This window comes from Alteromonas sp. R7, from assembly GCF_055755235.1.
Window position 1 is genome coordinate 18,486 of sequence record NZ_JBVTQX010000016.1, and the last position, 22,305, is coordinate 40,790.

At 43.6% G+C, this 22,305-nt stretch carries 18 protein-coding genes; 9 read left to right on the forward strand and 9 right to left on the reverse strand.

The window, feature by feature from the left end; translation table 11 throughout:
* Positions 1 to 68 precede the first annotated feature (68 nt).
* The 3 genes from AC0J2X_RS19095 (at position 69) to AC0J2X_RS19105 (ending at position 3,016) form a co-directional block, all read left to right on the forward strand.
* Complete coding sequence (locus AC0J2X_RS19095) at positions 69 to 1,364, forward strand: DUF3644 domain-containing protein (protein ID WP_472996332.1); 1,296 nt, start codon at positions 69 to 71, stop codon at positions 1,362 to 1,364.
* Between the two features lie 131 nt (positions 1,365 to 1,495).
* Complete coding sequence (locus AC0J2X_RS19100; RefSeq protein ID WP_472996333.1) at positions 1,496 to 2,185, forward strand: hypothetical protein; 690 nt, start codon at positions 1,496 to 1,498, stop codon at positions 2,183 to 2,185.
* Positions 2,186 to 2,263: 78 nt separating this feature from the next.
* On the forward strand, positions 2,264 to 3,016 hold the full coding sequence (locus AC0J2X_RS19105; protein ID WP_472996334.1) for an abortive infection family protein: 753 nt from the start codon (positions 2,264 to 2,266) through the stop codon (positions 3,014 to 3,016).
* Positions 3,017 to 3,537: 521 nt separating this feature from the next.
* Here AC0J2X_RS19105 and AC0J2X_RS19110 read toward each other — a convergent pair.
* Both AC0J2X_RS19110 and AC0J2X_RS19115 read right to left on the reverse strand, forming a co-directional pair.
* Complete coding sequence (locus AC0J2X_RS19110; RefSeq protein ID WP_039233464.1) at positions 3,538 to 3,972, reverse strand: hypothetical protein; 435 nt, start codon at positions 3,970 to 3,972, stop codon at positions 3,538 to 3,540.
* A gap of 236 nt (positions 3,973 to 4,208) precedes the next feature.
* The gene (locus tag AC0J2X_RS19115; RefSeq protein WP_061485262.1) at positions 4,209 to 5,378 is read right to left on the reverse strand and encodes a patatin-like phospholipase family protein; all 1,170 of its coding nucleotides are present in this window, start codon (positions 5,376 to 5,378) and stop codon (positions 4,209 to 4,211) included.
* A gap of 220 nt (positions 5,379 to 5,598) precedes the next feature.
* Between AC0J2X_RS19115 and AC0J2X_RS19120 the strand changes: the two genes are divergently transcribed.
* Positions 5,599 to 6,615, forward strand: coding sequence for a 2-dehydropantoate 2-reductase (locus tag AC0J2X_RS19120; protein WP_061485264.1), 1,017 nt, complete (start codon positions 5,599 to 5,601; stop codon positions 6,613 to 6,615).
* Positions 6,616 to 6,778: 163 nt separating this feature from the next.
* Positions 6,779 to 7,969 carry an OprO/OprP family phosphate-selective porin gene (locus AC0J2X_RS19125; protein WP_472996335.1) on the forward strand — a complete coding sequence of 397 codons (1,191 nt, stop codon included), beginning with the start codon at positions 6,779 to 6,781 and terminating at the stop codon, positions 7,967 to 7,969.
* A 4-nt stretch (positions 7,970 to 7,973) separates the two neighbouring features.
* On the opposite strand, the gene AC0J2X_RS19130 is transcribed toward AC0J2X_RS19125, so the two are convergent.
* Complete coding sequence (locus tag AC0J2X_RS19130; RefSeq protein ID WP_472996336.1) at positions 7,974 to 10,499, reverse strand: hybrid sensor histidine kinase/response regulator; 2,526 nt, start codon at positions 10,497 to 10,499, stop codon at positions 7,974 to 7,976.
* A gap of 125 nt (positions 10,500 to 10,624) precedes the next feature.
* Here AC0J2X_RS19130 and AC0J2X_RS19135 point away from each other — a divergent pair, with 125 nt between their 5' ends.
* Positions 10,625 to 10,984, forward strand: a complete 360-nt coding sequence (locus AC0J2X_RS19135; RefSeq protein ID WP_014948877.1) for a VOC family protein — start codon at positions 10,625 to 10,627, stop codon at positions 10,982 to 10,984.
* A gap of 118 nt (positions 10,985 to 11,102) precedes the next feature.
* On the opposite strand, the gene asd is transcribed toward AC0J2X_RS19135, so the two are convergent.
* Positions 11,103 to 12,227, reverse strand: coding sequence for an aspartate-semialdehyde dehydrogenase (asd, locus tag AC0J2X_RS19140; RefSeq protein WP_014948878.1), 1,125 nt, complete (start codon positions 12,225 to 12,227; stop codon positions 11,103 to 11,105).
* A 480-nt stretch (positions 12,228 to 12,707) separates the two neighbouring features.
* Between asd and AC0J2X_RS19145 the strand changes: the two genes are divergently transcribed.
* Complete coding sequence (locus tag AC0J2X_RS19145) at positions 12,708 to 13,274, forward strand: cytochrome b (RefSeq protein ID WP_014948879.1); 567 nt, start codon at positions 12,708 to 12,710, stop codon at positions 13,272 to 13,274.
* Positions 13,275 to 13,411: 137 nt separating this feature from the next.
* On the opposite strand, the gene AC0J2X_RS19150 is transcribed toward AC0J2X_RS19145, so the two are convergent.
* The 3 genes from AC0J2X_RS19150 to AC0J2X_RS19160 are packed head-to-tail and all read right to left on the reverse strand — an operon-like array spanning position 13,412 to position 16,700.
* Positions 13,412 to 15,010, reverse strand: coding sequence for a sensor domain-containing diguanylate cyclase (locus AC0J2X_RS19150; RefSeq protein WP_069943989.1), 1,599 nt, complete (start codon positions 15,008 to 15,010; stop codon positions 13,412 to 13,414).
* Positions 15,003 to 15,446, reverse strand: coding sequence for a hypothetical protein (locus AC0J2X_RS19155; protein WP_069943990.1), 444 nt, complete (start codon positions 15,444 to 15,446; stop codon positions 15,003 to 15,005). Before AC0J2X_RS19155 ends, AC0J2X_RS19150 begins: the two co-directional genes overlap by 8 nt.
* A gap of 9 nt (positions 15,447 to 15,455) precedes the next feature.
* Positions 15,456 to 16,700, reverse strand: a complete 1,245-nt coding sequence (locus AC0J2X_RS19160) for a hypothetical protein (RefSeq protein ID WP_069943991.1) — start codon at positions 16,698 to 16,700, stop codon at positions 15,456 to 15,458.
* A gap of 332 nt (positions 16,701 to 17,032) precedes the next feature.
* On the opposite strand from AC0J2X_RS19160, the gene AC0J2X_RS19165 reads away from it, so the two are divergent.
* Positions 17,033 to 17,530, forward strand: a complete 498-nt coding sequence (locus AC0J2X_RS19165) for a M48 metallopeptidase family protein (RefSeq protein WP_014976045.1) — start codon at positions 17,033 to 17,035, stop codon at positions 17,528 to 17,530.
* 113 nt (positions 17,531 to 17,643) lie between these two features.
* On the forward strand, positions 17,644 to 18,063 hold the full coding sequence (locus AC0J2X_RS19170; RefSeq protein ID WP_014948884.1) for a CBS domain-containing protein: 420 nt from the start codon (positions 17,644 to 17,646) through the stop codon (positions 18,061 to 18,063).
* A 103-nt stretch (positions 18,064 to 18,166) separates the two neighbouring features.
* Here the strand turns inward: AC0J2X_RS19170 and AC0J2X_RS19175 are convergent, their stop codons facing one another.
* Positions 18,167 to 21,208 (reverse strand): efflux RND transporter permease subunit, encoded by a 3,042-nt coding sequence (locus tag AC0J2X_RS19175; RefSeq protein ID WP_069943992.1) that lies wholly within the window; start codon positions 21,206 to 21,208, stop codon positions 18,167 to 18,169.
* 3 nt (positions 21,209 to 21,211) lie between these two features.
* A complete protein-coding gene (locus AC0J2X_RS19180) occupies positions 21,212 to 22,294 on the reverse strand; it encodes an efflux RND transporter periplasmic adaptor subunit (RefSeq protein WP_061485276.1) in 1,083 nt (360 codons plus the stop codon).
* Positions 22,295 to 22,305 lie beyond the last annotated feature (11 nt).

Sequence of the window (22,305 nt, forward strand, 5' to 3'; positions counted from 1 at the left end):
ACGGAATATTAATCAATATCTTCAATGCTATTGATACAGAGTATTAAACATGAAAACAAGGAGTTGTCATGGCGGGTAAAAATGGACAAAAAATGTTTTTCGAGTTTCTTCAACGTTTTGAAAGAAACGGTAAAACCTTTAATAAAGACCAGGTCATTGCCGCTGCAGGTTGGAAACCTGCCACTTTCAAAACCTATTTTGGCAAAGGCCAAATAAACCAATTCGTTACCGATGTTGGTGGCGGGCAGTTTGAAGCTGTTAATACGCTTGATATTTCTTTCACCGAATTTAAGAAACGCTTATCCCAAAGTAAACATTTCCAAGAGTTAGGGCACAAGTGCAAATCTCAATTGGCCAAGGCTCTGCTGAAAAAGTCTAAAGACAATATGATGTTGGCGTTAGAGTTATATAACCGGCCATCATTAGAAAACAAGCTCGATGGGTTTGTTTTACTGTTTTGCACGGCATGGGAACAACTTTGCAAATCGATGTTAATTGAACGAGAAGGTGAAGACTTTATATATGAAAAGGCCAATAAAAAGGGACTACGAAAAACCAAGCCTTTACGTATTTGCCTTGAACACCTATATGAAGGCAAGAGCCAAATACGCAGAAATGTAGAAAAAGTTGCTGATTGGCGGGATAAAGCGGTTCACCTTTTAATGCCCGAACTACAATCTATTGCGTCAAGAATATTCCAGTCTGGTGTATTAAATTACTCTTCTGAATTTGAAAAGTTTGCTGACGTACCTTTTATCTCATCCCAACACACAGGAATGATGTCGTTAGTCGGCGACTTTAAATTACCGCCTGCGTCCATGTTAAAGACGCTTTATGGTGACGCAGCCACAGAAATCCTTGAATTGGCAACCACATTGCAAGACCAGATTGAGCAAGAGGATGATATTGGGTTTGCTATTCCTATGCGTGTGTCACTGGTTTTTGCTAAGGAAGAGGGGGGAGACCAGGTCGTCATTGCAAAAGCAAACGGCAGTGCTGAAGATCTGAAAAATCTGCGCCAGGCCATGGTTGTCGAAAAGCCAATTGACCCAGATAAATCACATCCCCTTAGCCAGGGTGGTTTGATGAAAAGAGTCAACGAGATCTTACTTAGAGATTTTGCGATAGAAAAACTAGAAAAGATTCTACCAAAGCGTGACAACCAAGGCCGCCCATCATTGAATCAACACTGTATCCAATCATGTGTTAATAAACAGGGGTGGAAGAAACAAAGCAACAATAAGTACCATTATTACAGCAATCTCTCTAAACGACACCAGTATTCGGAAGAAGCAGTAAATGAACTATTAGAACGAATTACAGCAGATGAAAATTTTGTTGTGAGAGCAAAAAGTAATAAGTAGGAAGCAGTGCTATGGAGACAATACAGTCATATTAGCTTTAAGAAGAGCACTATTAGTGGCACCATGGACCATAATCTGAAAGTGGCGTTTTATTATGCTGTTAAACCTCAAAGGAGTTATGAGAAAAGCTAATGTCGATAATAGTAAAAGGTGATAAAACCTTACCAATTTGGGATATATCCCATTATTTGGATCAGACATCCTCGCACTATCACAAACTGGTTACCATTTGCAAAATGTGTGAATTAACAGCGGAGGGTGTAGACCAATCTAATTTTGTTATATCAGCAAAATCTATCGATGTCTTTCAAGATGAAGGTATTTCTTACGGTGTATTTAAAGAGCATTTAGCCCTAGATATACAGAGCAAAGGAGAAGGCACAGAGAAGTTTTGGAAGATTCTAAGGAATTACAAACGTCCCGTTGTTTACTACAAGGTTGATAACGGCTATGTACCTGTATTCGATCCAAGTGGCGATGAAGAATTTAAAGTCACAAAAATGGAGGTTAATTCCCCTCCTTTATTCGATATTGGTGGAATAGTAAGTGCTTTATCCGAGTTGTTTTCTGCTGGGCGGCGAGAACAACGAGAACAAGTTCGATTGCAGCAGGACACCTTAGAACATCAAAACCGTTTGCTTGAGCAACGCACTCGAAATTTGACTGAGTTATCTAGGGCTTCTGAAGTGCTGAATCGGGAAGGTGTTCATCCCGGTATTAGACGGTACGCCGAACAAGAAATTAATCAAATTATGGAAAGCCAAAAAAGATTAAACAGTCGTGCTTCAATCTCTGGAGGCCAAATTGACCGCAGGGTTTAATATGCGCACTTTAGCCGATTGGTTTTCTTCAGCGCTCCAAATCTACTTAAAATTGTGTTTTTTTAGGGGGAAAAAGCATTGCAAGGACTAGAGCACTTAGAGACCATACTTGATAGAGTTGAATACTTTCAAAATATTTTAATCGACCGTGCAACGGGTAGCCTACCCAACGATGCTCATTATCAATTCATAAGAAATGAAATATTAGGTCATCCAAGCATAGGAAACATGGCTCCTAGATGGATTCGAAACAACAGGGAACTATCACAATTTTGGCAATTTATAAAAGCGAAATTTTCCACTTACGAAGAGCGCAGGCAGTATATTTGGGATACATTCAATCCCATTCTCGAATATTTAGAAACTGAAGGCTCTCTTCCTGCTCAGAAATCTATCGAAGAGACACTTAAAAGCTTCAATTCAGAAAGTGTTCATTTTGCTTGGAATAAAGCATTGGAGAGAAAATCTTCCGATCCGGAGGGTGCAATAACGATCTCTAGGACAATCATTGAGAGTGTTTGTAAACACATCTTAGACGAAAGGTTCATCGAGTATAACTCTTCAAACATAGATCTGTCTGAACTTTATAAATTGACTGCCAAGGAACTCAATCTTTCACCTGACCAACATAATGAGCCAATTTTTAAGCAAATACTCGGCGGATGTTCAGGCATCGTAAATGGCTTAGGTACATTACGCAATAAATTGGGGGATGCTCATGGAAAAGGACGTTTGCCCGTGAAACCAAAAGCAAGACACGCTGAGCTTGCTGTTAATCTTGCTGGCTCAATGGCTCTTTTTTTGATTTCGACACATCAAGCAAGCGAATAAATAAACTTTATAAACGGCTATGGTGAATTCTCTATTATTAATGTCCCATCTAACCGAGATGTGAGGCTCTGTCCGCCCAAAGTGTTCATTCTAATTCTGCGTGGTCATTGCTTGCCTCAAGCAACAATTCACTCGTAAAAACTGTACCGTTCGCTACTTGTCTGGATATGCTGGTCATCGCTGGATGATCAATGACCGTTTTGCCACCTTTTCTAACCTCAGTTATTTACCACTAAACTTTGCCACACTAGGCTTTCTACGCTATTGTAAGCACTATAAATCAATAGGTTATGTGATAAAAAGCGTCTGGCGGAGAATCCCTCTCTCTCCGCCAAATACTGAGAACCGGCTTTAGGCCGGTTTTTTTGTGCCTGCCGATCAGCGCTGGATGATGCGCGGATACTTTTCGCTTACGTAAAAAGAAACCCGCTATGAAGCGGGTTTCTTTTTAAACGCGATTGTTGCGACGCTGGTATGCTAAAGCTAATGGCTTTTCATCTGTGATGTCGCGCCGCTGCTAATTACTTCGCAACCTGCTGGTGAAGCTTGATTAGGTCAGGAAGCTTTTTCGCGTAAATCGCTTTCTTTGTACCTGGGTGAAGTAATTGGCTCACGAACGTGCGTAGGAAGCCAAGTACAAACGTTTGAACGCGATCAGCGTCTGCATCACTTGGGTTAGCAATAAGCTTTTCTGTCTCCGCTTGTACTTTGTGTACAATCGGGTCCATGGTGTCTTTTCCAGAAACTAGGTCATTACCAGTCACAACGCCTTTGCCAAGCAAGTCTCTAACTGCTGAGTATAAATCAGCAGAAACAGCGTTAGACTGTCCCCAGTTCGCAATGTTGAATTCTTCAGCAATCTTATCTAGATCAGCAGTTGGGTCGTTCGACTTCAATAGGCTGTCGATAAGTTTATGGGCTTCAGTTTGTTTTACGGGTGTTGATAATTCTGACATGGTTACATTTAAAGATTATGTGGGTGAGCGCGTTATAAATATTCTGCCAGACAATGTCAACCCGTTTGCCGCCAATAGAGGCAAGAACGGGAGAGGAGCTTACTAAGTCATGATGTAAACATGGCGAACAAAGCACCGAAATAGCACCGAAATAACACAGAAATATTACTGAAAGAGTAGCAAAATAGAGAAAAGGCACCTGCTGCCAAGCACCCTTTATCAAATGAGTAAACGGGCTACGCGGAGATCCTATTCTCTTTGTCTACTTTATCTATTTTGCCTGTTCGACGTGCTGGGAAAGGCAACTTAATTGGACGTTTACCATTTAATGCAGCATGTTCTGATTTCACACTATAATTAGCGCTGTCTTTACTATGCATGCCCTTGGGTGTATCAGTTACATCGAAAAGCGGAGCAACAGGCTGTCTGTTTTCCTCTAGCTGGTAAGCAATGACTTTGTTTTCGGTTTCTAAAAAGGCACTTCCAGCTTGCTTACCAAGCTTATAATCATGACGAAGTTGTGCGTCTGTACTACCTAACAATTTACTTTGAAGCTTATCTGACGCAAAAATTTGAATAACCTCTACGCCTTCTGGCGGGTTTTCAATAAATGCCAGTTCTTTTTGATACGCTTGTTCGTGCTGCAGCAGATAGTCGATGGTCTTTGGGCACGTGCCCGTTGCGCACATTACCGCGCTTAACCTTTGTAGCCAAGGCGACTGTACTTGAAAGCCTCTATCTACGGTGCGAATAACTACGATTTTCGTCGCGCCGCGCTTGTACGCTTCGGTAACAGGCAACGGTGCAGCCAAACCACCGTCTAGAAAGAAATCGGTATTGGCTGCCTTTTTTGTCTCGACATCAATGTGCAGCGGTACGCCCTGTTTGTAAAGTAAGGGGAGGGCGCTCGAAGCCTTGATAAGATCGACCCAGTTGTGAGTACTTTTCATTGGATCAAGAAAATACGCCTGTCTGTCTCTGGAATTTGTGGCGGTAAATAAAATTTCTCTGTCCGCAACATTAGCCTTCGCAGTATCAAGATCAAGTAAACGGTTCGCTTCTTGGGTTTTGTCAAAATACCAATCTAAATCGACAATATGCTTTCCCATTAAACCTCTTCCCATTTGGAAAAAGCGTTTGTGTCGAGTTAAGCCGCGAATAAGACGTTTTGCATAGCCTTTTTGACGCGCGACAAAGCTCGTTAAGTTCTGTGAACCTGCTGATGTGCCGATAAGAATATCGAAAGGGTCGTGTCCGGCGTCTAACCATGTATCGAGTACGCCTGCCGTGAAAATTCCTCGCTGTCCACCACCTTCCGCAACCAAGGCAACTTTGCCATTGTTCGACATTTCAGCATTGTGTGCTTTTGAATAAGCGAGACAAGGAGCAGATTGTTGACCCGACATGATAACCCTCTATTTTACCATGACTATAAATTGACTACTTGGTCTAATTGTAGGGAGATCACGACGCCGGGGAAAATTGAAAGAATAAATCGGACTGATAGGAAATAACTGATACTGAAACACTTTTTGTTATTTTATTGTGATTTTTGTGTTTACATTTCGATCATTTAATCGCAGTCTAACAAAGTATTGAAAGCTAAACTTTCATTGGGAGTCAATAATGAAAATTGCCGTGTTAGGTGCGGGAAGTATTGGATGTTATGTAGCGGGCTGCCTGTTAGCCTCTGACCCCACATTGAGCGCCGCTAATGCACTTACGCTCATTGGCCGTCAGCGTTTATATGATGATATTACTGCCAATGGTCTTAAAGTAACGGATTGGCAAGGGCGTGAGCAGCTAACAAAGCCTGAGCATATCGCATTTTCAATTGAGAACGATAGTTTAGTTGATGCTGACGTCATTTTGCTTTGCGTTAAAAGCCAAGATACCGAGCAGGCTGCTGAGATAATCAATCAGCATGCAAAGCAATCAGCAGTCGTAGTCAGTCTTCAAAACGGAGTGGGTAATGCACACCTGCTTCGCCAGCACATAAAACAATGCGTAATTGCAGGTATGGTGCCTTTCAATGTTTTTTATAAAGGTAACGGCCATTTTCACCGTGGTACTGAGGGTAATATTGCCCTTGAAGATCCCAATAACCAATGTAGTGACGTCATAAAAGCGCTTAGTAACGCGTCGTTGGCCGTTACGGTTTATAACGATATGAAAGCTGTACAGTATGGCAAACTCATTATGAACTTGAATAACGCGGTCAATGCACTGTCGGGTATACCGCTGAAATCACAGCTAGGAGATAGGCAATATAGGTTAGTTATGGCAAAGGTGTTGTCCGAGGCGTTAGCAGTACTAAAAGCGGAAGGAATTGCACCAGCAAGAACCGGTAAGGTCATTCCCAAACTGATGCCAAAAATTATGAAGCTACCTGATTTTTTATTCAATGTGGTGGCTTCATCTACGCTTAAAATAGATCCCGAAGCACGTTCATCAATGTATGAAGATTTGGCGCTGGGGCGACGAACGGAGATTGATTATTTGAACGGCGAGATAGTCAGGCTCGGTGAAAAAAATCACATAGCTACGCCAGTGAATAAGCATATTGTTAACCTGATCAAACAACACGAAGTTGCTCAGAAAGGAAGTCCTCACTTACCAGCAAATGCTTTACTGTTAAAGTGACAGGTCTATCTAACGGTGTATTTCAACGTTAAATATTACAGTTTTGTGTCATTTTTATGTCAGAGCACTTGATTCTTATACTAAAGTATATATCCTGCGCGCAAACTTCCGTTATATTTAGTGTGCTTTGCTTTTTCAAAATCGTTTTTCTTCTTGTCTTCTGTTGAGTGCTTTATGGGCGTCGCTTTTCCATACGGCGGTTGTAGCGTCTGAGGTTGATGCCGAGCGCGAATCTAGCGCAACGTTCTCTCAATACAATGGCAACGGCCTTTCATTTCAAAGCGACAGCAATACCTTCTCACTACGCGTGCGCGGTAGACTTCAGTTTCGCTATGCCAATCCCGGTATAAGCCAGCCTACCGAGCGTGCTGACTTTGAGCATAACGCCGGTAATCAATTTGGCGTTAACAGGGCGCGGGTCAAATTAGACGGTCACATTGGTTTGCCTTGGATTAAATATGGTGTGGAATATGATGCTGTCGATCAGCGCACCCTGACCGCTACACTATCCTTTGAAAAGTATGACGCGCTTCGGTTTAAGGTTGGTCAGTGGAAAGTCGAGTATTCCAGAGAGCGCAGTGTTAGCAGTGGCGGCCAGCAAATGATGGATCGTTCAATCATCAACAGAATATTTACGCTAGATAGGCAAATGGGGGCATCCCTGTACGGTAATTTTGATGGCCCAGGCGCGGCCAATTTCAATTACTGGGTAGGAGTATTCAATGGCTCAGGCCGTGGTGATTATAGCAATCACGATGGCGAGAATATGTATACAGGGCGATTACAGTGGAATTTCTTAGGTGAGTCTGTCGGGTTTAAAAACAGTGACATTAAACGAACAGCTACGCCCAAAGCAGCTCTAGCAATAGCAGGGGCGAAGTTCAAAAGCCAGTTTACGCGTTTTTCATCGTCTGGCGCTGGTAATTTAGCCAACTTTAGTGCGGGCGAGATCGAAGGTCAGTACGACATTCAGCAGTTTGTGATTGATGGTGCCTATTTTTATAAAGGGTTTAATGCTCAAGCGGAATATCATGAAAAAGATATTGTGGATTTAGCGGACAACAATAGAGAAACTACGCTGCGCGGCTATTATGTGCAGGCGGGTTATTTTTTGAGTGAATCAATCAGCTGGTGGCCAGAGCCCCTTGAAATGGCTGCACGCTTCGGGACCTATTCGCCCCGAGACAGTGAACAAGACGAACGCTTTTTTGAAAAGACAGTAGCATTCAACTATTTTTTTAATGGCCACGAAAACAAACTAACCGCAGAGGTAAGCAGGGTTTCACTGGATCAGTTCGATGCTGAAGTAGGGGACGAGACCATCTACTCTCTGCAGTGGGACGTCAGTTTTTAACTACTCACGCCGGGCGAGCAAGAAACTCACCTAGTGTGTTAACAAGGCGAGCCTTGTCTACGGGCTTGCCCACATGGGCATCCATTCCTGCCGCGTGACAGTTGTCGATATCTTGCTGCATGGCGTTAGCCGTCAGGGCAATGATGGGGGTTTTTAACTTAAGTACATTTCTTATATGCCGTGTGGCGCTAAGCCCATCAACTTCAGGCATTTGAATATCCATTAGTACCAAATCATAAGTGCACGCTTTCAATGCATCAATGGCCTTTTGTCCGTTTGATACGTGTGTTAAATCTAAATGGAATTCATCAAGAAGCGCTTTTATTACTTCAACATTAATGTCGTTGTCTTCTGCAAGGAGGACACGAGCGCCTTCTAGCGTAACGTGTTGCTGAGTTGTCTCAGATAGCGGAATATCAATATCTGCTGCAACAGCAAACGTGACATCAAAAGAAAAAGTAGAGCCTCGTTCTAATTCGCTTTCGAGCGTTAGTGAAGAGCCCATTAGCTTAAGCAGATTATTACTGGTGTTAAGCCCTAGGCCTGTGCCGCCATACTTTCTCGCTATGGAGCTTTCAGCTTGCGTAAAAGGCGTAAACAGCTTTACTTGGTTTTCTTTCGAAATACCAATCCCGTTGTCTTTTACCCAGCAGTGCAGGGCACAATGACTATCGTTCGACTCTGATACGGATAATCCAATTTCTATAATTCCTTTATCAGAAAACTTGATGGCATTGCTTATTAGGTTTGCCAATATTTGCTTAAATCTAAGTTCGTCAAACATCAAATCGTTATTAAGGTTTTTGTCGATATGAAGCTGGAGCACTAATCCTTTGCGTTCCGCTTGGTCTGAAAATATGTCGACTAATGTACACAGGCTTTCATTGATGTCGTGAGGCCTGATAGCCAACGTTAGCTTGCCCGCTTCAATCTTCGAAAAGTCGAGTAGGTCGTTAATAAGTTGAAGCAGCATTTCAGATGCATTGACGATTTTCTTGGTGAGATCCTTTGCTTGCACGTCTGCTGCGCGGCTCGCTAATGATTGTCCAAAACCAATAATGGCATTTAAAGGCGTGCGAATCTCGTGACTAATATTAGAAATAAACTCAGACTTCAACCGATTGTTTAATTCTGCTTTTTCTTTCGCCGTTAAGTAAAGCGCATTAGCCTGTCTTGATTTACTCAATAAAATCAGAATGATAACAATTGTTACTAGTGTGAGTGTGATAAGTATGACGAGCAACGTGGAAAAAAGTGATTGGGTGCGCTGAGCCTCTGTTTTCAACAAAAGCGCTTCCTCGAATGCTTTATTCTCATTCTCAAGTTGATTTGCTCTGTCTTTCTCTTGGGTTATCTGATCAATTAAGTTGGCGCTTTTTATTAGCTCTAAGTCTTCATATTTCTTTGCATTCAAATAGGCTTCATGGAAAACCTCAAATTGTTTGAATGCCAACGCGTGATCACCTTTCGCAGCGGTAATGTAGGCTTCTGTTTTGTCCAGCTGTGCGCGCCAAGTCGTTTGCTCAGCGTCGCGGTTTTCATCGTAGAGTTCACGTGCTTTATTAAGCGCGTTTGTCGCCTTATCCAGTTCTCCTAAACTAAGGTGAGCGTCTGCTTTTAAACGGTAAATTTCGCTATTGTAAAAAGAAGATGAGAGAGGATGAGCAAGAACAATATCAGACAGTGTCAGCGCTTTCTGGAGATTGCCTGAGCGATAGTAGGTGGTGGCGATACCGTAAGTGGCAAGGAACTCAGAATAGTTGATATCAATTTGTGAATCGAATTCTATGGCGCGCTCAAAGTAGTCGATGGCCTTGCCATAGTCTCCTAGATTTCTGTACAGAATACCAATGGCGTAAAGGTTGTCACTGACCAAAATTCGCTGGCTTTCAACTTTGGCGCCATCAAGCGATTTCTCATAGTAAGACAGCGCAATGTCATAAGCGCTGACTGATTGATAGTAGTCTGCCACAATTGCATAGTACAACGGTCGAAGCTTGGTAAGCGCATGTTTGGTTAGTATATCGTTTACCGTGTTGATAAGCTCAGCGTTAGGCGCAAAAACCTGCCCCTCGCTGTAAGTTAATACCTGGTAAATAAGCGCGTATGCCTTTACGCTTGGTGGAATATCAGGCGTTGCAACAACGCGGTTAAAGTGCTCGTAGGCTTTGTCGTAGTCTGCTGAAATACCATACATTCTTGCTACACCAGTAGCGATTGTAAGCCCTTCACTCGAGTTGTCTTGCAACGCAATCAGCGAATTTAAGATTTTTTCGGAAGGGCGTTGGTGTATCGAGAGTTGGTACTGAACATAAAGCGCGCCCACTTTTCTTTTTTCATCTTGCGTTAATGTGTCAGATAACAACCAAGCTTCAAGCTTTTTTATTGCTGCCCCTATAGGCATAGGCACTAAGGTTTCAACGTCCACTTTAATTTCGCTGACCTTGTCTGAGATAGATGCATGAGCACTAACCGTTCCCATACTCCAAGTTAGGGCAAGCAATAAAGCCAAACTAATAAAATGCTGCAAACTAAGTGACCCGAATAAATGCTATTTGTCTTATGTTAAACGATTAAGCACGTTTAGAATTTAATCAATAAGTCTAAAGTTGGTGATAGTATGAGCTCATCATTTTTTAAAAAGAGGAGAGTGACATGCAAGAAAGCACCAAACTCAACTATGTCGAATTTGCATCTCTAGATATTCGCCGCTCAAAAGCGTTTTTTGAAAGTGCGTTTGGCTGGTGTTTTACCGATTATGGCAGTGAATACAGTGCGTTTAGCAATGCTGGCATGGACGGAGGGATTTTTTCTGCACAACGTGTGATGAAGGCAGAAAGTGGTGCGCCTTTATTGGTGCTGTATTCCAATAACATTTCTGAATCGCAAGAATGTGTAGAAAAAGCAGGTGGAGCAATTACTAAACCGTTGTTTGACTTCCCGGGGGGCTGTCGCTTTCATTTTGTCGAGCCAGGTGGTAATGAGCTTGCTGTTTGGTCTGAGTCGGCAAAATAGCGCTATCGTGTCAACGAAGTCTAGTGATTCTGGCTTTTATAGTCTGATAAAAAACGCCTTGCGTGTAATGACACAGCAAGGCGCTCTAAATTCAGATTAATTAGCTATAAGCTTGACGTTACTTTTGCTCAAGCACAATGCGCAGCATTCTGCGAAGCGGCTCTGCGGCACCCCACAATAGCTGATCGCCGACAGTAAATGCCGAGATATATTCAGGACCCATGTTAAGCTTGCGAATACGGCCTACGGGAATAGACAGTGTACCGGTCACTTTCGCTGGCGTAAGTTCTTGCATCGTCGCGTCGCGATCGTTAGGAATCACTTTTACCCAGTCGTTGTGGTTAGCCAAGATTGTTTCAATTTCGGCTAGAGGCAAGTCTTTCTTTAGCTTAAGTGTGATAGCCTGGCTATGACAGCGCATGGCGCCAACACGTACACAAATACCGTCTATCGGCACTTCACTGCCTTTAATGCCTAAAATCTTGTTGGCTTCCGCTTGGGCTTTCCACTCTTCGCGGCTTTGACCTGAAGGTAGTTGCGAATCGATGTACGGAATTAAGCTACCCGCAAGCGGAACACCGAACTGTTCACTAGGGTAGTCTGCGCTTCGAATAAACTCAGACACTTGCTGGTCAATTTCTAAAATCGCGGTAGCAGGATCTTCAACTTTAGCTTTCACATTACTGTGAATTGCACCCATTTGATTAATTAGCTCACGCATGTGCTGTGCACCTGAACCTGAAGCGGCTTGATAGGTCATTGGCGAAGCCCATTCAACCAAGTCTTTCTCAAACAGGCCACCGAGTGCCAGAAGCATAAGGGAAACCGTGCAGTTTCCACCTACGTAGGTACGAATGCCTTTTTCAATGCCACTATCAATTTCTTTACGGTTTACTGGATCTAGAATAATTACGGCATCGTCTTTCATACGAAGCGCTGACGCAGCATCAATCCAATAACCGTTCCAGCCAGTGGCTCTTAAATCGTTGTACACGGCTTTTGTGTAGTCGCCGCCCTGACAGGTAATAATGATATCCTGTTTAGATAGCGCTTCGATATCGTGCGCATCTTCTAGAACACCAGCATCCTTTCCAGCAAAATCTGGTGCTGCACTACCTTTTTGCGAGGTAGTGAAAAAGGTGGGCTCAATGTGCGCGAAATCTTGCTCTTCTTGCATGCGCTGCATTAATACTGAGCCAACCATACCGCGCCAGCCCACTAAACCTACTTTTTGTTGTGACATTAAATTGAGAACCCTTGTTACTAAAATGAAAAGTACTTCACCACCTACGCCTTTTGCTCAACGCTAACACATGTACTTTTGAATTAACGTGTCTATCAATTGAACGTAGAATGATGTCGAACGCCGCTGCTTTATTGTGCTGGCGCAATACCTGTCGTTTTTATTTTTGTCTTTGCAGTCTAAGTGTTATTTATCCCGCTGGCTAGATGGTTTTTATAAATAATCTATCGCTGATATAAGCATTTTAGAAACGGCTAGTTCATGGCAAAAAATTTAAATAAAACACTTGAAGGAGCAATCAAATCGCAGGGTAGAGAGTGAACCTGTATTAACCCCTCATTGTGTCTATGCACTGCTTACGGTCTAAAAATTGCTTTATAAATAGAATTAATCCCTCACAATGTGTGAGGAGATATACAATATTGAGATACGCTTTAAGGAAAACGTAGTTCTTAATATGAAAATAAAAGTGAGGAACGCATGCAGTACGATAGTCATAACAAATTTGCTACCACTACGGTATTTTTGCACTGGTTGGTTGGATTAACCATTATTGGCTTGCTTGCCACTGGGATTTACATGTCGGAAAACGGTGTGTATGCACTATACCCCTGGCACAAAGCGATTGGTTTTCTTGTACTCTTTGTCGCACTAGCACGTGTGGTATGGCGCATGAAAAATGGTTGGCCTAGCGCTGCTGCTAACTATAAGCCAATAGAGCATAAATTAGCGTCAGTTGTGCACTGGGTGTTAATTATCGCCACGCTCTTAATGCCAATTTCAGGCTTGATGGCGTCGGTATTGGGTGGGCACGGGCTGTCAGTTTTTGGTCTGGAGGTTTTCGCGCCAAATTATAGTGTTGAAGATCCTGAGAAAACGCTACCGATAAATTATGAGCTTTCCAAAGCAGGTGGCGCTATACACTTCTATCTTGGTTATACCGTTATTGTCGCACTCTTGCTACACATTGCTGGCGCTCTTAAGCATCATTTCGTTGATAAAGATGGCACATTGAAGCGCATGCTAGGCAAAACCATTGGGGAGTAGTGCTTAATATCCTAGTTTTTGTGTATACCTTCGTCATCGTAAAAGTATTTTGACTGAAGTTTGCACCTTGGGAGAACAGGTAGATAACTTTCACGTAGAAGCCGAGCTATTTTTGCTCGGCTTTTTTTCTTCAACATTTATTGGCTGCCATTACGTGATGCTGAGTCAGCAAAGAAGAGATAGTCATTGGGCGCTGAGACCTTGTTTTGTTTCGCTTTGTACATGGCAATGTCAGCCAGTTTTATTAACGTATTCATGTCATCGCTCATGGCAGGGAAAAAGGAAACGCCGACACTCATTGAAATAAAGGTTGGCTCTGGGTCGCCGTTAAAGTAGAAAGGTTGCTTCACCCCGTCATTCACTTTTTCTATGGCGCGTTTTACGGAAACTTCGTCTTCAGCTTGAAGTAATAATACAAACTCATCGCCGCCCCAACGTATCGCTACATCGTTTTTGCGAATTTTTTCCTGTAACTGTTCAGCCACAAAGATGAGTACTTCGTCGCCCGCATCATGACCGAAAATATCGTTCACCGCTTTGAAGCCGTTCAGGTCAATTAACGCGAGAGCGAAGTGGTGGTCTTTTCTCATTAACTTCGCAATCAGCTTTTCACCGCCATTGCGATTATAAATACCTGTGAGTGCATCGAAGTCTGCCTGTAAGGCCAGTTTCTGGAGTTCGTGTTTTCGACTAGAAATATCATTCAGCGTCAGCTGATAGTAGCGTTCGCCATCATCAGTGACTAAAGGGCTTGCGATTAGTTGAACCCATGTGGCGTCGTCAGTTTTCTCTGATTTTAGTTTATATTCACCTGTTGCAAACTCATTGCGTGCAAATGCCTCCGAAAGCGAAGTTTTCATTGCAGTAGGCGCTTCAAATAGCTCCTCAAGTAGCTCGCCATAACCTTGCTTTATCTCTAGGCCAATCTTTTCTACCAAGTCGTTGAAGGCCTTATTTCTAAGCTCGATAATTCCATTTTCCGCCATTAACACAGTGGCAGACTTTGCGTTTTCAAAAAGCATTCTGAAACGCTTTTCCAGAAATTCGATTTCTTCCCTAAGTTGACGCTCTTGAGTGAATTGCTCTTCGACTTTGTTTAACAGTTGATTGGTGTCCTGCACCAGCTCGCCTATTTCACTTCGGGAGTGATACTCCGGCATTTCAATTCTTTCTTTTGTGCCTGGAGTAATCTTATGCAGTGAACGACCCACGCGAAGCATAGGAGAGATTATGATGTAGTAGGTAATTATCAACGCAACAATGCCGACAACCACTGCTTCAACATACAATGAATAATTATTGTCAGTACTTATTTTTTTCGCCTGTTCAATAATGTGGGCAAAGTTAGGGTAAACATTGACCTCAGCCAAGGTGTCTTCAGGAATGAATGGGTGCCTCACCAAAAATACCCGAGGCTTGACGTCTTTGCTGATGGCATCGTTCACGTTGAATTGATAATACATTGCATCGCTTTTTATAGACGCAGCGAGTATTTTTTCACTTTTAACCAAGCCGTTGATCGCCTCTTTTGCCAGATCTTCATCTTCTAAAAAAGCAGCGATAGACGCCGTTGCGGCAACGGTTTGGTAAAGTTCTTGAATATCGTTGTTCGCTTCACTAATTTCGTGTTCATACGTAGCGCGATAAAAAAATTCGGCGGTCGTAAGTACTACCAGCATAGCAGCAGCTACTAATATGAGTGAAAAACGAAACCCTAAGCCGTGGATGTTAATCAAAGCGGTACACTACCTTCATTTTGTCGGTGACGTACGACTCATATACATAGGCTAAGGCTGACTCATCGTCTTCTAGCCGTTGTTTAACATCTTCCATAGTTTGTTCTATCGCAGGTGGTTTAACACGTCCAGAAAACTTCAGTCTAGACCAATACGCATTAACGCGAGCAAGGGGAAGGCCCACCAGCGATTTATAAAATTGACCTTTTAGCTCGTCATTAAGCTCTATATCGATGGGCGTTGCCTGCCTACCGTTAGGGAAAGCCGAGTACTTGCCCATGAAGAGATCTATAATCCCTTTCTTATCTAAAACCTGCACATCATTGTTTAAGTTAGTAACAACAACGATTTTCTCTTGTGATTGCGCTACAGAGGAAAAGCTATACAAGGCAAGCACGACAGCCAGTAGGGGTGAGAAGTGTTTATAAAAAGTCATCTCCTCCCCCTAAAAGCTGAAACTTAACGCAACAAAGAGAGTGTGAACAACCCCATCTTCATCATCTACAACAAGACCATCTCTGGCGCGTAGGCCAGTTCCTCTAGCTTCAACATCAGTTCGCTCAAACTGCACTTTAAAGGCTAGGTTTTCTTGCAAATCCCAACGCCATCCGAGAGAAAGTGTTTGTTGATGATGTGCCAAGCTACTCGCTACTTCTTCTACAAAAACGGCTAGTTGAGCAGTGCTCTCGTTTATTGGGAAGCCAGGTTGCTCTTGGCTAAGAAAGTATGTGTCTGTTTTTGCAAATGAGTATAAACCGTAGAATGTATGCGCACCATAAAGATAGCTGAGGTTGAGGAAGCCATTAAAAGAGGGTCTCAACGCAATTGAATTTGAATCGATATATGATAGCTCGCCAGAAAGCTCCCACGCATCAAAATAACGGTTGAAGTAAACGGACGTATAGTGAATGGTTGTATCTTTAAGGCTTACTTCTTTAGCAAAGTCTATGGCGCCGCTCCAAAATGGCTGTAGCTGCGCAACGGAAGCAGCTACAACTGCTAAATCTTCGTCGTCATTGTCCGCTTCGGTTTGGGTGTGTTTAAGAGCAAGGCTCCAGTCGAATGAGACAAATTCAACACCAATTGAACGTAAGTTATTAAACCTAATCGGGTTGTAATCGTCACTAGAAAAGTCACTCTCTCCGCTTCCCCAAAAGCCTTTAATCAATAAATTAAAGTTGTCGTAAGGCTTAGTGTAGCTAATGTCTCCTCCATCAAAGCTTCTTGCGGGAACAATACCGTAAACCTCGGTGGGGACTTTCACCCAAGGATAGGCTATCGACACGTCTCTGGTATCACTGAAGTGAAAAATATCGGCCGCAAGTCTTCCTGCTCTTACTTGCCACGATGGGGTTATATCGTATCTTAGAAAAGCCATCTGGGTTATCGAATCCAGGTTTTGCTCATCTTGCTCTCGATAAACGAATTGACCCACAAAGTCTAGGTTATCAGAAACGCTGTAATCAAGCTGTACGCCAACTAAACTCAAAGGCTTGAATGCAAGGCCGCCTTTTTTCGCCGATTCAGCTTGAGACCGGTCTGAACGAAACTGATACCTGTCAGAATCGGAAGTTGCTGTTGCAACGGTGCCAAAACCACTAACCTTTACGTTCTCTTTTTCAGCAAACGCACTATTAACAATGAGGAAGCTCATCACCATAGCGATAACTGAGAAGGGCTTTTTAATCATCAATGCGTATCCAAATTCAAGCTTGTCTTTGCTAACACCTAAAAATCATACTTTCGAGCTGCTGGTTACAGTAAGAATAGTAAAGAAACAGGAAAACGTATGAAAAGTCAGCTTTTTTTATTTTTTTAACCGAGCGCTTGATAAATGCGAGTGGTATCTTCGAGCGTTGTTTGACCAGCATATCATTTAGCTTGTCGTTACTGTAGGGGGGATTCCTAATATGACTTATTGTTACTGCTGTTTTTTTATTTTCAACAGAAATGTTTGTAAGCGGCTTTCACTGTCTACGGCTCCAATTTGCTTTATAATTCCTGACGTAAAGGAGAAAAAACGTGAATGAATATGCTCGGTATTTTAACGGCTACCCTTCAACTATTGTGGAGCAAGCCTTACAGCTCATTTCCAGCAATCGGCTACAGCGTTATTTACTAAAAAAATACCCAGAGGCCCATGATATAACCACCGACAAATTGCTGTATCAGTACGCGACGGAATTAAAAAAGCGATACTTAAAAAATGCGCCACCGTTTGGGCGCGCCGCGTTTAAAAAGCAAGGTGATATGATAACTAACGCGCTAGGTACGCATACTTACCGTATGCAGGGTAAAACGCGCAAACACGACTTGGCCATTAATAACGATTTACTCTATGCCCCAGAGGCCTTGTTAAAAGCCCTTGTAGTGCATGAACTGGCGCACTTTAAAGAAAAAGACCACAATAAAGCCTTCTATAAACTTTGCTGCTATATGGAGCCAGATTATCATCAACTAGAGCTGGATTTACGCTTGTTCTGTGTGGCCGTATCAATGGGAGAAAATCCGTACACGTAACATGTGAACGCCTCATCAGGTGTCGCTATGTTTAAACCCATGTTGAGTACAATTGTCGTGTGCTTGCTATAACTAAATTAAAGCCCAAGCGCTGGAATTAACGAGGAGTATTAATGAGCATTGCTAAAATTATGTCTACGCGGGTGGTTAGCGTGCACATGGATGACAGTTTACAGTCATTGCGCGAGCTCTTTGCTGCTACGGGGTTTCATCATTTGGTCGTGGTGCATGACAATAAGCTGCAGGGGATTATATCTGACAGAGACTTGATGAAATCGATTAGTCCTTTTGTAGATACCCTAAGCGAACGAAAGCTTGATCGCGCTACATTGGATAAAAAAGCGCACCAAATCATGACTCGTGAAGTCATTACACTTAACCCAAGTGACTCTGTTTATTCGGCTATTGAGCTTTTTAATACCCATAAAATTTCCTGCATTCCTATTATCGACACGAAAAGGCATCCAGTAGGAATGGTGTCGTGGCGCGATGTGATGAAGTTTATGCAAAGTAGGGTAGAGGCAAAGCGTTAGGTCGGTACTCGTATGTTATTAATAGTGAACACCGCTTTAAAGGGGAGTGGTCTCTCTACCTGCGTTTATAAATTGCGGTAAAGAGACCGTTAGTTTTAAAGCGTTAGCTTTTGCGGTAGCTGACTTTAAACAGCAAACTGTAGAGTACGGGCACAGCGATAAGTGTAAGTACCGTCGCAAAGGCCAGGCCACCCATAATGGTCACTGCCATATCGGCAAAGAAGGCGTCGAACAGCAGCGGCGCCATACCTAAAATGGTCGTTACCGCCGCCAGTGAAACAGGGCGTACACGGCTGATCGTAGCGTCAACAATCGCTTGGCGAATGGCTAAGCCTTCTTCTATCTGAAGGTCAATTTCTTCAATAAGTACAATAGCGTTCTTAATAAGCATGCCAAACAAGCTTAAGAAGCCGAGTAGCGACATAAAGCCAAACGGCATATCGGTACCTAATAGACCAGAGACTACACCAACAATAGCCATAGGTACTACAAGCCAGATAATCAGCGGCTGACGAGCATGACCGAATAGCAACACTGAGATAATAAACATGACTAGGAAGCCAGCAGGCAAGCCAGCGCCCAGCGCTTTTTGTGCATCGCTAGAGCTTTCAAATTCGCCGCCCCATTCTAATGAATATCCAGCTGGAAGTTCTATGTCTTCAATAAGTGGGCGGATTCTCGCTAACGCTTTGGCAGCAGTTTCATCGTCACCCGGCTCAGCTTCTACCGTAATGGTGCGAACGCGGTCGCGACGGTGAATACGCATTTCTTCGGTCATTAACTCCAAGCCCTGAGATACCTGCGTGAAAGGCACATATTGGCGCTGTTGCGTAGACCATACTTGTGATTCACGTATTGATTGAAGCTCGGTATCTTCTGCCTTACCCATCTTTGCAATAATGTTGTAAGCATAATCACCGTCTTGCACCGTACCTAGCTGAACGCCGCTACTTGCATACTGTATAGTCTGGCTAAAGTCACTATGCGAAACGCCAGCAATCCCTGCGTTGTAGTTGTCAAATTGCGTATTAATAGCAAAGCCTTTTTCACGCCAGTTATGTCGAACGTCTTTCACTTGTCCGTCAGCAAAAAGCAGTGCTTTGGCTTCATCCGCCAGTTCGCGAAGTATTTCAGTATCTGGGCCTGAAAAACGGGCCTCAAGTTTTGCACCAGAGCCGGGGCCAAACTGCATGCGCTCCATATAAAAGCTAGCGTCGAAGTCTAGGTCGGTAAGCTTACTCGCAAGCGCGCTTTGAATAGCCGGAATATTATCAAGTTCATTCGCACGAACCATGAAAAAGGCATAGTTTTCGTTAGCACTTTTAGGTGCATAAGTGAGGGTGAAACGATCGGCGCCTTGCCCTATAAAGGTGGTTACAGCCGTGACGTTTTCCATTCCCAAAATACGAGCTTCAGCTTCTTTTGCAATGACTTCAGTGGCACGTATATCTCTATCTTGCGGGCCCCAATAATGCACAAAGAACAGCGGCGCGTTTGACGGAGGGAAGAAGCCTTGTTTTACCATGCCAAAACTTCCATAAGCCACGATAGTAATAACAAACAGTGCACCAATGGTTACCCAACGAAGCTTAAGTGCGCCTAAAAGTGCACGCTTAAACCAGCGTTGCGATGCAGAGAGTTCGTTACCTGTGGTTTGCCCAATACCTTTGCGGTAAAAATACGCGCCAAGCACGGGCACCAAGGTTACCGCTAATACCCAACTTATCATGAGGGAAACCAACACTACGGCAAACAATGAATAAAGAAACTCGCCTGTAGCATCGTTTGAAAGGCCTATGCCTGAAAAAGCCGCAATACCGATAACGGTTGCGCCAAGTAAAGGCCACTGTGTACGCTTAACAATAAAGCTGGCTGATTCTTTGGCTGTAGAGCCGGTGGCCATGCGCAGCATCATCCCCTCAGCAACTACGATAGCGTTATCTACCAGCATACCCATGGCGATAACCATGGCACCAAGTGATATCCTTTGAAGCTGAATATCCATAAGCCACATGATTAGAATAGTACCTAGTACGGTGACAAGTAGCACAGAGCCAACTACCACGCCTGAGCGCCATCCCATGAACAAACATAGCGTTAAGGTAACAACCGCCACCGACATAACGAGGTTATTTATAAAGCCAGTAACCGATTCGTCGACGACTGAGGCCTGATCGTAAATAGGCGTAAGCGTAATACCGACAGGCAGTTCTTGAAGCAGCTTTTCTACTTTTGCGTTAACACGCTCGCCCACATCAACAATGTTAACGTCGGTCAACGCTGATACTGAAAGCGTAAGTGCTTCTTCGCCGTTGTAGCGTACATGAACGGGCTGTATGTCGGCAGGCTCTAACTTTAGCGTGGCAATATCAGCAACCCGAAGGGAACGGTTTGTGCCAGGCACTACCACTGACAGATTAGATATTTCTTCTAGTCTGTCTGGCGCGCGCTCTACAATTAGGCGCACATTTTTTTCGTCAACTTTAATACGGCCGCCGTTGAACGGGCGCAGGTTGTCTTCAAAAAGAGAGGCGAGATCAGGAAATGAAATGCCTAAGCCCGCGAGTTGATAAGGGTTGATATAGGCCACTATCTGTTCTTTTTGAACGCCAGTGACATTTACTTTGGCAACGCCTTCTGTAGTAAGCAGGTCACGTCGAATAATTCGGGCGAATTCTCGAAGCTCCCGGGTATCGAAATCAGGTGCACTTAACGCGTAATAAAGCCCGTAAACGTCACCGAAATCATCAAATACCACTGGGTTTTGTGCACCCGTTGGCAACGAGCTTGCGGTGTCGCGAAGTCGCTTTCTCAACTCATCCCATATCTGTGGTAAGAGGTTACTGTCGTAAGTACTCTTAACTTCAACGGTAATTTCGGAAAGGCCCGGCGATGAAACTGACGTCACTTCCTTTAACTGCGGCATTTGCTGAATGGCAATTTCCAAGCGTTCAGTGACTTCACGTTCTACCTTTTCAGCACTGGCTCCAGGATAGTTGGTGTATACCTTTACCTGTTTGATGGTAAACGCAGGGTCTTCTAAGCGACCAATTTTGCTCATAGCCAAAATGCCGCCTAAAAGCAGGATGACTACCATTAGCCAAATGTTGACGGGCTTATCAATTGAATAGCGTGCGATATCCATAAATTACTTCTCTCCTTGGTAAGGAAGTACTTTCATGTCTGCACGCATTTGTGTTGCTCCAGCAGCAACCACTTGCTGGCCAAGAGTGATTTCACCTTGGCTTTTACCTTCGATAATTGCTAGTTCATTTTCAATATGCTTAACATTTACAGCTCGCTTTGTTACTGCATTCGTTTCTTCGTTGTATACCCATACGGCAAAGCCAGAGTCCTTGTTACCCACAAGTGATCTTACAGGCACAACAAAGCCCTCTGGATACAGACTACCTTGTAGGCTGACTTTTACCACTGCGCGGGCGCCTGGCGTTAACGGTAGTTCTTCGCGAGGCTCCATGGCAAACACCACTTCATAAGTTTGCGACACAGGGTCGGGTTGAGTAGAGTGCTCTACATAGTTCACCGGGTACCACTGGCTGCGATTGGTGGCTAATGTGGCGCTGGCTTGTTTTATCCCACGGCCAATATTGGCAGTAAGTAAGCGCTCAGGAACATTTATGTTGAAGTATATTTTAGACACATCTTGCAGGCGAGCAATCGGCGTACCTGCGGCAACAAAACTGTTATTTTCAACAAGTCGTTGAGATACCTTTGCATCAAAAGGAGCATAAAGCTGTGTGTAGCTCAAATCTTGCTCTGCATTTTTTAAGTCGATAACCGCTAGTTCGTAAGATGTTTTTGCAGTATCCAGAGAGCTCTGTGCAACTAGCTTTTGAGCGAACATTTTCTCAATTCTATCAAGCTCTCGTTTAGCCTGATCAAGTCGTGTCGTAGACTCGTCCACGCGTCTTTCGAATGGTTTACGATCAATAGTGGCCAGTAACTTGCCTTTATTGATATCACTGCCTGTCACCAAGTCGGTCTGGATAAGGCGGCCTGAAACTTCAAAGCTTAAATCGACGGTTTTCACTGCCGATACAACGGCAGGGAAGGTGAATTCGTCAAAATCTGGAATGTTGCTAACCGTAGCGAGTTTGACATAACGAGGTGCAACGTTTGCTTGTTGCTCGGCAGGCTCTTCGGAAGAACATGCACTTAAAGTGGAAACCGATAAAACGCTTAAAAATAAAATGTGAGAGAATCGCATCATGGACATAGGTG